Origin of the sequence: Mucilaginibacter celer, from assembly GCF_003576455.2 — a bacterium.
GTDB classification, from domain to species: Bacteria; Bacteroidota; Bacteroidia; order Sphingobacteriales; family Sphingobacteriaceae; genus Mucilaginibacter; species Mucilaginibacter celer.
The window spans coordinates 5,518,632-5,532,140 of record NZ_CP032869.1 but is presented as its reverse complement, the minus strand read 5'-3'; the positions used below and the strand labels follow the sequence as shown (position 1 = coordinate 5,532,140).

Genomic DNA, 13,509 nt, shown 5'->3' with positions numbered 1-13,509 from the left:
TTGAGAATTTTAGCAGTTAAATAAACCAGTTATGAAATTAAGGATAGTTTTATCATTTTTCGCGTTAATCACATGGCTTACCGCGTTTGGCCAGGAAAAGCCGAATCCTGCTATTGTTGAAAAAGGCTTAATTAAAATATCTGTCATGTACCCGTATGCCGAAGGTAAAACCTTCAATATGGAGTATTATGAAACAAAGCACATGCCGATGGTAGCCGGTTTTTTGGGCTCAAATTTGGTTAAATACACCATCGAAAAAGGAATTGCCAGTGGTATTCCTAACCAGCCGTTGCCTTTTATGGCAATCGGCACTTTTTATGTAAAAAGCCTGAGCGATTACCAGGCAGCTATCGCACCAAATAGGGATGCCATTCGGGCCGATTTTACAAACTACACCAATATCAGTCCGGTGATTTTGGTAAGTGAGGTGATTAAGTAAGCATAATTCGATACCGGACAATCGATGTTCGGTATCGTTACAAAGTTTGCAGGGTTCGTTTTTGTAAAGTGTTGTAAATAAGTTTATTGTTGGTGTGGAACAAGACTTGAGGTAAATAACCGAATGATCCGTTATCAACTTTTTATTAGCACACCAGCGTTGCTTTTCCTGTTGGCTGCGTCCGTATGGCTGGCCGTTAGCCTACGGCTATGGTTTTCTCCTAAAAACAACAAAAACGTTAATCGCCTGCTTGCTCTTATACTGATCATAATTTTACTTTGGCTGATCGGAACGGTTTGTATCAACACCCAACCTGAAAATCATTTTAAACAATGGAGCTGGTTACCCACCCGGTTTTTCCTTAGCCTTGGCCCGCTGATATTCTTTTTTGTTAGGAGCATAGCCCTGCCCGAAGAGACGTTTAAAACTAAAGAACTGTGGCATTTCAGTCCCTTATTACCGGAGCTGGGCTTACATATAGTGGAAGTTATTCAAAGCGCAAACTCTGATGCAGCCACCTATAATACTCCGGTGTATAAGCAATGGAGCCCGGTGCTGCAATTACTGGCCTGCATTTCAATTGCTATCTATTTGTATCGCTGCTCAAAACTGGTTAAATATTCTGCAAAGGCAGATGTTAATAAGCTATCCGGCAGGCAATCGTTACGGGTGGATCTGTCATCGACAGATAAGCTGATTCAAAAAGGCTATTGGCTGCGGCATCAAATGAAAACGCACCGGTATTACCAGGATGCAGAACTCAACTTAAACTCGCTGGCCAAAACACTTGGCATCTCTATCCACGAACTATCGAAAATCATCAATACCGGCCTGCGAAAAAACTTTAATGATTTTGTTAATGAATTCCGGATCCAGGATGTCATCCGGAAAATGAGGGATCCGGGGTACGATAGGATAACCCTTTTGGGCATCGCTTACGATTGTGGCTTCAATTCAAAATCTACTTTTAACCGCACCTTTAAACAAATTACAGGCAAAAGCCCGGCAGAATATAAGACTGAGCTGAAAAATAAGCGCCCAAATCATGATTTGAAGCGCCTGGCACCAACTGCAGCTATAATTTCGGATCATAAAACCAATCCTGTATGGGCTGGTGATAAATTAAACCGCAATTATATGTTTCGTAATTATCTGAAAATTGCATGGCGCAATATGCTGTATAACAAAGTTTACAGCGCTCTGAACATTGTTGGGCTCGCAGCCGGTATGGCGGTGGCGCTGCTGATTGGTTTATGGGTAACTGATCAATATTTGTACGACCGGTTTTTGCCCGATTATGCCCGGTTGTACCAGGTAGAAATGAACCTCACTTCACAGCACAATGGTACATCTACCCAAACATCCATAGCGCTGCCGCTGGTTGATGTGTTGCGAAAGGAAATTCCGGGTGTGCAGTATGTGGCCGAGACCGACAATATAGGCCGGATGAACCATGGTTTGTTGGTGGGTGATAAAAAGCTGTACCTGGAAGGCGGTGCCGCCGGTCCCGATTTTTTTAAAATATTTCAATATCCTTTTGTGAAGGGAGATGCCAACTCGGCTTTGAAGGATACCTATTCCATCGTTATTACAGAATCGACAGCTAAAGCATTATTTGGCTATGCCGACCCGATGGGAAAGGCAGTGCGTTTTGATAATGCGCAAAACATGACCGTTACCGGCGTTATTAAAGATCTGCCGGCAAACGCAACGCTTAAATTTAATTATTTAACGCCATTTGCCTACAGTGAAGCAACCCAGGGGTGGATAAAGGAAGGGCGTACCAAGTGGACGTATAATTCATTTTCGGCTTATGTGGCCTTGCAACCTGGCGTAAATTATGCACAGATTGCACCGAAAATAAGGGATCTGGTTGATAAAAGAAGCCCGGAGATGCGATCACTTAAGCCAGAGGTATTTATGCATCCCCTGGCCGACTGGCACCTGTACAATGATTTTAAAAACGGAAAAGTGGCCGGCGGATTTGTGGATTACGTACGATTGTTCGGTATTATCGGCATCCTGGTATTGGCAATAGCCTGTATTAATTTCATGAACCTTTCAACCGCCCGATCAGAAAAACGGGCGCGCGAAGTTGGTGTTCGCAAAGCTATCGGCTCCGGGCGCATTGACCTCGTTTACCAGTTTTTGCTCGAGTCGGTATTAATCACGTCTATATCATTTCTGTTGTGCCTTCTTTTTGTTCAACTGGCGCTTCCGTCTTTCAACGCTTTAACAGGCTCATACATCCAAATCCCCTATGGCAACGTGGCTTTTTGGTGTATCATGATTGCCTTTGTGCTGTTAACCGGCTTAGCCGCCGGAAGCAGGCCTGCGTTTTACCTTTCTTCATTTAGCCCCGTAAAAGTGCTGAAAGGAAGTATCCGGATAGGCAAAGCCGCAACGCTGCCCCGTAAAATATTGGTGGTTGTACAATTTACCTGCTCGGTAGCATTGATTATCAGTACCGTAATTGTTTACCAGCAAATACAATTTGTGAAAGATCGCCCAACCGGCTACAATGCCAACCGTTTGGTAATGACTGATATGAACGGCGATCTTTCCCCACATTATGAGGCTTTGAAAAATGAACTGCTATCATTAGGCCTGGTAGAGAGCGTAGCATCATCAACATCGCCGGCAACGCAGGTATACAGCCATTTTTCGCTGGAGAAATGGCCCGGCAAGAATGCCGGAGACGAACAGGTGAATATTGGTGCGATATGGGTATCGGATGATTATTTTAAAACCCTGGGCATAACCTTTGCCGAAGGACACAATTTTACGGGCACCTGGAAGAGCGACACCTCGAATGTGATCGTAAATGAAGCTTTCGTAAACCGTATCGGCCTTCAAGATCCGGTTAACCGGCTTATAAAAGTTAATTTTGGCAACACACCTGTAAAAATTATCGGTGTGGTAAAAGATGCACTAATGGAATCGCCCTATACACCGGTGGCTCCGGCTGTTTTCGGTCATAGCCCTTATGGTTTTGTAATCACCTATCGTTTGCCAAAAAATGTGAATACACATACGGCAATAGAAAAAATAGGCAAGGTGTTTCAAAAGTATAACCCGGCTTTTCCTTATCAATATAAGTTTATAGATGATGAGTATGCGCAAAAATTTAACCTCGAGGTACTTGTAGGCAAACTGGCTGGCGTTTTTGCCGCCCTGGCCATATTTATTTCCTGCCTGGGCTTGTTTGGCCTGGCCGCTTATGTAGCCGAGCAACGTACCAAAGAGATTGGCATCCGCAAAGTTTTAGGCGCATCAATTGCGCAGGTTTGGATGCTGCTTTCGCGCGATTTTGTAGTGCTGGTTATCATCAGTTGCCTCATTGCTTCGCCTCTTGCGCTTTACTTTTTGCAGCATTGGCTTCAAAAATATGCCTATCATGTTAGTATCGGTTTGGGGGTATTTATTGCATCGGGAATAGCGGCCATCGTTATTACCCTGGTTACTATCAGCTTCCAGGCAATAAAAGCTGCGTTGACCAATCCGGTGAAAAGTTTGCGGAGTGAATGATTGGTATCATCTATCAAAAGCAATCAGACTTAGCTCAGAGCACCTTTTTTAGTATGGGGTTTTGTTAAACATTATTTAAACGTTCCGGGTAAAAGTCCGGAACGCTTTTTGGGAGACAGAAGGTTTAGTAGAGCCTTGAATTAGTATATATGGTGTCATGGCAGTTCGCGCCAATGGCCGCAAACCATCACCCGGCCCTCTCCAATATGTTTTAAGCAAACTCCAGGTAAATGGAAAAATATCAATGTAAACTTTTTTATTTTTTATATTCTTAAAGCGAAAACTTCTTATATTTAGGAAGTTAAACCTTATTCGCAATAACTTATGCTTACAAAGCATCCGTACAGTTATAAGCATCAAATAGCTTTTACTTTCCCGGGAATAAGGCGGTCGCTTTATAGAAGTGCAAGGAGTGCAATTTTGCATCTTCTTATTGATGTTTTAGTCGATTTACAGACCAATCTACGCGAATGGAAGACGAAATTCAATGAAACGGAAGATTCCGGCAACGCCCTTCAGAGCAAAATACTCCAGATCTTATATAGCAAGCCATTCTCCTTCAAAAAGTTTGATTCAAAAACTCCACGTCCCAGGCGACTTGCTTATTCTCCAAACCGATAATCCCCCCCTAAATGAAAAAGCTTTTTGTAATATCATACTCACATACCTTTGCACAAGGATTGGAAATAAAAAGGCTCGTTGACCGCCTTAACAATTTAGGTGTGAATGACTATGCCGAGATTTGGTGGGACTACGAAATTCCGTCCGGCTCCATTTGGGATAAGGAAATAAGGGATAAGCTTGAAATGGCGGCCGGTTACTTTGTGCTTGGCAGCAAATCTTACATCGAAAGCGCCTATATCAGGCAGGTGGAATGGCCGATAATTGAGCGAAAAGCAAAATCGGGTGCCGCAAAATTATTCTGGACTTCATTTGATTATCCTGTAGAAAGCTATCCGCCCGAGGTATATCTTTCTTATTTTCAAACTGCGGCAGGACGTAATACTCCTTTAAATCAGGTCGATACGCAAAAGAAAAAGAATGATTTTCTTACACAGCTTGCCGAAGAGATAGCGGCTTTTCTTGTGACAGATAGTGAGCCTTTATCATTTATTGATTTACCAAAGCGTGAGCCCACGTCAAGAGAAATTGAGGCAGCCTATCTCGAGACATTGCGGAGCCAATGCGCAGAAATTGTTAGTCGTGATCGTTTTTTACCCATGCAACAGCTTTATGTGCGGTTAAAGGCCGACGAGCGAACAACCGAGGAGATCATGGCAGGAGAAGAGCTGATTAAGCGGCGCATTCAAGCGGAAATTGCTGATATCCGGTTCGATACATCAAAAAAAACAGCAGATCAGATCATTGAGGAACAGTTAAAACAACTAAAAGAAGTTGAGCAACTCCCAACAGAAGCAACTGCGAGGTTTGTAACAGGTAATTTATCAGACGATAGTTTGGAAGGTATTTTTCAGCGAAATCGTTTCCTTGTAGTTAGGGGCGGACCCGGCAGCGGCAAAACCGTTTTATGCTGGAAAATTACCGAACAGATGTTAGCCGGCTGGACAGAAGAATTTGAACTTCGGCAGGTTAAATCCATCCGGAGAATGACTGAGTTTGGCACCACGCGTTTACCCATATTAATACCAATCCGGGATTATGCTAAAGCGTGCAGGGAGCATGATGGCAACCTTACCCTGGCCGGGTTTATTGGCAATCACCTGTTAAGGGAAGACCCTGTGAACGCTGTTTATTTCAACAGGTTTTTAATAAAACAAATAGAGGACGGACGTACGGTGATTTTACTTGACGGCCTGGATGAGGTTCCTGCCATGGACCGGCACCGGATTGTTGATTCAATTCAAATTTTTCTTCGCACTTACATTAATCCAACCCTCGATAAATTCTTCGGAGATCCGGGGGATATTGGGGGTAACCAGATGGTTATCACCAGCAGGCTGGCGGGATATGAACTTGCCCCGGTAACCGATAAAGCTTTTAAACACTTTATCATCCGGCCATTTGATGAAAAAGGTATTGAAGACTATTGTCGCAACTGGGCCGAAATGGTATTTAGGCCCAGAACGCCAAATTATGGTGGAATGGCCGATAGGCTGGTTGCGATTATTTTGCGCGATTCGAATCCCACGGTTCGGGAGTTGGCCAAAAACCCGCTTTTGTTGCAGGTATTGTGCGAACTGACTGCCCCGGTAGATGTATTGGATGATTTACTTCCCGAAGATAGTTTAAACGAATTACCGCGAATAAGGGCTGAAATTTATGAACGCGCCATAACCGTTATGGCCAACCGCTGGAAACTGGCATACGAATCGGTTGCCGAAAAAAATGATTACGTAAAGCGCTTGCTCGAGCCCGGAAAAATAGAAGAGCTGCTTTCGTACATTGCTTTAGAAATGCAGCGCAATGAAGTGCTTACCAGGGCCACGCGCGAGCAATTACGCGGCTGGCTTGAAATAGCATTGGGCAAATTAGAAGGCAAGCCGGTTATGTTAATGCCCGCTGCCGAAGTAACCCAAACAATATCGGCTTTACTAAACCTCATCCGCACCCATGTTGGTGTTATTTCTGAAAGTGCGCCCGGAGTTTTCCAGTTTCATCACCTCACTTTCCAGGAGTACCTGGCCGGCCGGGCAAGCTGCCGTACATATAACGGAAAATCGTGGGAAACCGCAGCAAAAATAGGCGAGCTGTTAGCTTCTGTAGATAAAGGTTTGTTAAGCCAACGCTGGCGCGAACCACTACTGCTTGCCTTTGGCTATTTAGGTATCAGGGCAAAAACAGATGAAGCTGCGCCAAAGCCGGCAGAAGTGATGAAAGCTCTGCTTACAGTCTGGGAAAAAGAAGGTTCGGATATAACGCCGGAAGAGGTAGCCCTGCTGAGTACCTCATTATTGCTTGAATTACCGGATGATTTAATTTTAGAGTTGATGGGGCCCATAATCAGTAACCTCGTTGCATGCTATAGCACATGGTTTGGATCCGGTGCGTCTCGCGAAACCGTGAAATTTTTTATCCAGCCCCTGGTAAATCTGCGCAGGAGGTTAACCTCACAGTCTGGTTCAGACGGAAATAACCCCTTTGATATTGAAGCCGCAAATATCATTGAAAATGATTCGGTGCTAAGAGCTCCTTTAGCGAGGATTTTTGTAGATAGAGGATGGTTAACTCCTCCTATCCTGTTGGTGTTTGCTAAAGCAAGAGTGCATGATCAGGAAGCGTGGGAATGGCCGCTTCACCAGGGACTTCGGCGGGCAGTGCTTGAAAAAGAGGATTTGGAACCAAGGGTATTAGCAAACTTGTCTGCGCCAGATGCTTCAGAAAGTATTCAAAAACGAATTAACTATGACAGAGCTCTTGATGTATGGCGCGAGCAAAAAAGAGCGGATGATGAGCGGGTTGCCCGTCCTGAATTATTTAAGGTGCCAGAAATACAACATGTGCTTAACTCTGCCGGGGCAATCCGCAATCAAAGCCCTGCAACATTACGAATGCTGATTGCGCTATGCGGTGGTTTTTCTGATTTTCAATGTTCCCGCTGGATAAAAGAATACGCGGATATGGCTGTTTTTTTGCAGCAGCAAGATGCTATTCGTGAAAATCGTATAAATGAAGCCCCCGAAATATTTCTTCCACGTTGGGGGGGAGAGGATGTAGTTTACAATATGGCAGTATACCTGGATACGCAACAGGGCGGACGCCGTTCTTTAGTTAATGAGCCGGTAAATTTTATGACCGAAAATATTTCGCATGACCCATCCGAAACCTTGCTGCCAGTGTTAAAAGCCTTAATAACGGGAGAAAGTGACAAAAAAATAGTGAAACTTCTACGGCAAATTGTTGCTCTTGATAATGAAGCTGAGATTGCCGCAGAAGCCTGGATAGCATTATTGGCTATTGGGCAGGCCCCTCCTTTTCCTGGTAATTCGGTATTTGCAGAGCACATATACTGGCACTGTGGCCGGATAGTTGATGAGTTGCGCGATGTGGTAGTTCGTTTTGCGCATCGTTCAAAGGGAAATAATGAGAGTAAAAAAAAGGCAGATCAGACCGAAACAGGAGAGAACATCTGGTCGATATTGGCCCAATGGCTTCCAACTTTACCCGAACCTGAGGCGGTTACAATCTTTAGGTTTGTGATGGAGGCACTTATTGAGGCAACGGGCGAGCCGGTTAAACCTGAGTTGAAATGGAAAGGTGCGCCTAATTCACCAATGAACCTGGCAATTTGGGGTGAAGCATGGGCTGTGCTGCTATGTGGCCGGAGTGACGATGCTACATATAATCTTGCGGTCGGTTTGGATACCATGAAGTTTGCTTCCGAGCCGATCGAAATATTCCGTCAGTGTGAAGCAATTATAAAATCTGCAAATATCCGGTTTGCACCCGGCGTTGACGGCACCCTGATTGCACCGCCCCGCTTTGACTCAAATTTAGCTGCTATAAACTATTTTTGCGCGGTTGTTCAATTTTTATGTGAAACTTCAGGCATGCACGATCCCAGACTTGGAGCGGCGTTATTTGACGAGATAACCTCTGATCTTTTTAAAGCGCGTGAAGATCTCCCTCCGATGATTATACTCTTGGCGGCCTATCTCGATGCGTTGAATGAAGATGGCTTTTCTATGTCTCCGGAAGAATTCGAGAGATTGCTCGAAATGTTCTCCGCAATTGATGAAGTTGAATTTCACCTGGCCGATAAATGGAAGTTAGCAGAGCTTTTATCTAACGATGATACGGCTCTTTCAGTTTCGTCCCGCTCACATTTTGATATCATTGCCGATATTTGTCGTTTGGACAATTTATCTTATACCGACGAATGGAAGGCTTTCACAATATTTTTGGCTGCTAATGTTATAAAAAAACTGGATAACAAACTCGGCTCTCGGGAAGATATATGGCTTCAACTGCAATCAGATGTACAAGCAGAAGCAAAAACGCTGTCCCAAACTTTGGCAACTTTGTTGACTCGCGCCGAGGATGGCCGGTTAACCATGAATAAAACGGTCACAAGGGTAGTTGAAGCAATTGCGTTTATAAACTCAAAAACCGCCAGGGACGTACTTAGCTGTGTTGTGCCTTTGATCAGTAGCACCACTCCATCAGAAATTCCGGTATTACGATCCTGGATTGAAAAAAAATGGCAACGTAACATTTCCGATCAAACCGTCATTTTTTTATCCCGTCACGCTGCCTTACTGATGTTTGAGCATAACCCAATTCCGGAACCTTCATGGGTTCGGCCTACATTCGATTTAACTGAATATGGTGACGATGGTTCCAGAGCACGTGCTGTTTTCGCATTACGAGGACCTATTAGTGACATAAAACGTGGGATCAGGAAGCAGTCGGTTTCGGCGTTGGGGTTCGATGTGTTAAAAGAAATTATTGATTACTGCATTGAAAAACCCCAAGAGCAATTTAAATATTTTGACGATGTTGATTTTGACGACCCAAATGTTATTGACTGGTTGAATAGTTATTCTCATCAAGCATTGAAAGATTATTCAGTGTTACATTATATTTTTGGTTGGGGAACTTGGACTTATGAGGTATTAGAAGCATTTGCCGATTCGCTTATTAAGGGATCGATCAGTTGGAATGACGCATTTATAATAGGTTATGGAATACTTGTTTATCATCAAAATGGAGTTATTCCCGTTTCTCTTCATAACATCATTCGTGAAAAAGCGGTATCTAACAAAGTTACCGCATATTTGCTCCCGGAAACGGAATCTTACAAGATGGTTGTAGATGTCGGACTTCGGGCAATTGCAGAATTAGGATTAACAAAACCACATGATAGGGCTTCTTCGATTCTACGTGCCGATTGTTTGTCTATTAACGCCGGGCACTGGGCCAATAGTTTTGGTTTTGCCGAGGTATGTGCCGATATTGCCGCATCAGATCTGCAGTGGCAGGACACCACACCTGAGGACTGCTGGGAATATGTTGAAAAACATTTTGACGACGATCGTCTGTTTGAGCTCTTTTTTTATTGGCTTGTAAAAGAGCTTGATACATTTTTACAGCGACTTTCACTCGGCAATTTCCCCGTCGAGCCGTGTGACGTTTATTCCACGAGTTTAAGAAATGCACTGTTAAGCGTTCTTTGCGTAATGTCGGAGCGAAAGAGAGATGAGCTTGCACTTTTGACAGCTGATCTTGAAGAGCAAGGGGTGCGTTTTTCAACGCTACTTCTGGATGCGGCAATTCCTTACGGTAAACTCCGGTCGAGAGTTGCAGCAGTTACTTTACTGAGTCGGTTGCCTGGGCTAAATGCTACTGAGATAAGTAAAATTATGCCGCAGGCTTTGGGTGCCGATGAACAGATGAGAAACCGTACACTCCTTTTACTCCCGAGGTTCAGGGATTTTGAAATAAGTGAATCTTTTATTGATGAGATTTTTGCCAGATTAAAAGGTGATAGCCCTGCTTCTTTAACCCTGGCCTATGCAAACCTGCTTATTAATTTTTTGAAAGCGAATAAGGTAAATAGCGCCAAAAAGCAAAGGGAAATTATAAATGCGCTCAGAAATGCAGCCACAGATTTGAAGAATATCCGGTTACTTTCACATCTTGGCGGCTCTGGGTCAACAAATTCACCACGCCGGGTTGTTCACGATGGGCGGCTTGACCAGGCTTTACTTGCTGTGATAGGAAAAAGCTATTCTGTTTTTTTTGCAAATGTATAATTGAGGCATATAGTTTATCAGCAGTATGTTTTGGCTTAGTAAAGCTGATAAGGTTTCGCGTTTAAGATTTACTGCAATGAAAATTGTCAGCCTAATAAAGGCTAAGTATGCACAATCGGTATAATAGCCACTAATCGGCCAACAGCAAAAATCTGCCGACAACGCCCGTGTTTTTACCTATAAAAAAGGCCTTTTTATCTCATATTCCTTAAATCAGCGATAATTTACCCCCGGTCGATTTTTTCTGCACGCCCGTCTATTGCTTTTGCCCGGCCGGTTTTGCCATGCTTTATTTGCACGTAAAACCAGTAAATACAATGAAAAAACTATATATCCTGTTGCTGTGTCTTTTTTCGCTCACAGCAGCAAAAGCAAGCAGCCTCAGTACAGATGCCTCCTCATCCATAACCGGTACGGTTATCGATTCACTTAGCCAAAAGCCTGTTGATTATGCTACTATATCGTTATATGACCAGGCAACCGGCAAACTCCTTAATGGTACCATAACCGCAGCCGATGGCAAGTTCTCTATCGGGAAACTGGCTGCCGGTACCTATAAATTAAAAATCAGTTTTTTGAGTTATGCTGATAAAACTATCGCTAACCTAAAAGTTGGCGATGGCGGTTCATTAAAGCTTGGCCGCGTTTTGCTTAGTCCGGACAGCCGTTTGCTGAACGAGGTAAAGGTTACCGGCAAAAAGGCTCTGGTTGAAGAAAAGATTGACCGCACCGTGTACAACGCCGAAAACGACCTCACCACCCGCGGCGGCGATGCCACCGATGTGATGAAGCGGGTGCCTATGGTATCGGTAGATCTGGACGGAAACGTAAGCGTGCGCGGAAGCGGAAACATTAAAGTGCTTATTAACGGCAAACCCTCAGCAATGGCCTCAGCCAGTGTTGCCGATGCTCTGAAGCAAATCCCTGCCGATTTGATTAAAAGCGTGGAGGTAATTACATCGCCTTCGGCAAAATACGATGCAGAAGGCTCGGGCGGGATCCTCAACATCATATTGAAGCAAAATACCTTGCAGGGTTTATCGTTAAACCTTAATACAACAGCCGGTACGCGGGGCAGTAACCTTGGCCTTAATGGCAATTACAAAACCGGTAAGCTCAATTTTTCACTTGGAGGTTTCGGCCGCTCGGGTTATAATACCCCCGGCGATTTTACCAACAGCCAAACCGTTACCGATCTGGCAACAAGCAATACCTTTTTAACCACTCAATCGGCCAATACGCATAACAAATATTTATTTGGCCGCTATAATGTGGGTGTTGATTATGATATAAGCGAACATAACTCACTTAGCCTTGGTGTGGTATTGGGTGCCAATAATCGCCCCACTACACAGGATGATTTTTTAACGCAAAGCTATCTTAATAACCAGCTCAGCAGTTCATCCCTGCAGCGCAATAAAATCACCAATAACTCAACCTCGGTTGATGCTACGTTAACATACACATTAACAGGCAAAAAGCCAGATCGTGAATTTAGTTTCCTTACCGAATTCAGCCAAAACAACCGCGACAATAATTTTGAGAATATTTTTCTTGATCAAACTAACGGAGCAACAACCGGAGGTTTAAAAAACGATAATAATGCCATAAACAGGGAGTTTACCCTCGAGGCCGATTATCAAACCCCGCTGGCAAAAAACCAATTGCTTGAGTTTGGCGCAAAGGATATTATCCGTACCGTAAGCAGCGATTACACTTACCTTACTGCCGCAGATGGTACGCTTAACTACGTACCGGTTTCGTCGGCCAGTTTGTCAAACGCGTTTAATTATAAACAAAACGTGGCATCGGCCTATGCTTCCTTTACTTTTAATCCCTTTAAAAACTATACCGTTAAAGCCGGTACGCGTTATGAGTATACTACCATTAATGCCGATTTTCAGAACGGAGCCGCGGTAAATATTCCTGACTATGGCATCCTGGTGCCCAGCCTCAACATCTCAAAAAAATTCGGTAATGGCGATATTCTTAAACTGGGCTATAACCGCCGGATCCAGCGCCCTTCTATCGAGTTTTTGAACCCCAATATCCAGGCTTCAAACCCGCTGAACATTAGTGCCGGTAACCCTGCTTTACAGCCCGAGTTTACCAACAACTTTGAGCTGGCTTACAGCACCAATATCAAAAATAACCACTTCAATATTTCGGCTTTTATGCGTAATACCAATGATGCTATCCAAACCATCCGGAGCACCATCGGCGATACCATCAAAACCAGTTATCAAAACCTGGGTAAGCAAAACGCCTATGGCATGAGCCTTTCGGCCAATATTGCTATCAGCAATAAACTTAACCTGAACGGCGGCCTTGATCTGTATCATTTAGATCTCGACAATAAAAATCCCGATCCGCTTTTCCGAGCCTCAAATAGTGGCTGGGTGGCCAACTACCGCTTGTTTGGCAGCTATGATCTTTCGGATAATTACTCGCTACAGGCCTTTGCGTTCCGCCGTTCGCGCCAGATTCAGTTGCAGGGTTACCAGGGTAGCTTTGGGGTGTATAACCTCAGTATCAACAGAAAATTTGCCAATAAAAAAGGCAGTATCGGTATTGGTGCCGATAATTTCCTAACCAACGGGCTGCATATCCCAACGGTTGTTAACTCGGGCAATATCAACCAAAACTCGGTAAACATTATGTACAACCGCAGCTTTGAAATAACGTTTAGCTACAAGTTTGGTGGTTTATCGCAGGCAAAACCTAAGAAGCCTAAGAAAACTATTAACAATGACGATTTGAAGGAGGGGAGCAGCAATAATAGTAACTAAGCGGAGTTAGAGATAAGAAAAATCACTCCAAATAATAAAA

At 43.9% G+C, this 13,509-nt stretch carries 4 protein-coding genes; all 4 read left to right on the top strand.

Features of this window, described 5'->3' with window-relative positions; all coding sequences use genetic code 11:
• The first annotated feature begins 31 nt into the window (after window positions 1-31).
• Complete coding sequence (locus tag HYN43_RS22730) at window positions 32-439, top strand: EthD family reductase (protein ID WP_119406215.1); 408 nt, start codon at window positions 32-34, stop codon at window positions 437-439.
• Window positions 440-562: 123 nt separating this feature from the next.
• Window positions 563-3,967: an ABC transporter permease gene (locus tag HYN43_RS22725; protein WP_119406214.1), complete on the top strand. Its 3,405-nt coding sequence runs from the start codon at window positions 563-565 to the stop codon at window positions 3,965-3,967.
• 632 nt (window positions 3,968-4,599) lie between these two features.
• Window positions 4,600-10,680, top strand: coding sequence for an NACHT domain-containing protein (locus tag HYN43_RS22720; RefSeq protein ID WP_119406213.1), 6,081 nt, complete (start codon window positions 4,600-4,602; stop codon window positions 10,678-10,680).
• A gap of 317 nt (window positions 10,681-10,997) precedes the next feature.
• On the top strand, window positions 10,998-13,469 hold the full coding sequence (locus tag HYN43_RS22715; RefSeq protein ID WP_119409082.1) for a TonB-dependent receptor: 2,472 nt from the start codon (window positions 10,998-11,000) through the stop codon (window positions 13,467-13,469).
• Window positions 13,470-13,509: the final 40 nt, after the last annotated feature.

Coding starts and splice junctions, on each gene's coding strand:
- HYN43_RS22730 (WP_119406215.1), top strand. CDS start 32: ATGAAATTAAGGATAGTTTTATCATTTTTCGCGTTAATCACATGGCTT.
- HYN43_RS22725 (WP_119406214.1), top strand. CDS start 563: ATGATCCGTTATCAACTTTTTATTAGCACACCAGCGTTGCTTTTCCTG.
- HYN43_RS22720 (WP_119406213.1), top strand. CDS start 4,600: ATGAAAAAGCTTTTTGTAATATCATACTCACATACCTTTGCACAAGGA.
- HYN43_RS22715 (WP_119409082.1), top strand. CDS start 10,998: ATGAAAAAACTATATATCCTGTTGCTGTGTCTTTTTTCGCTCACAGCA.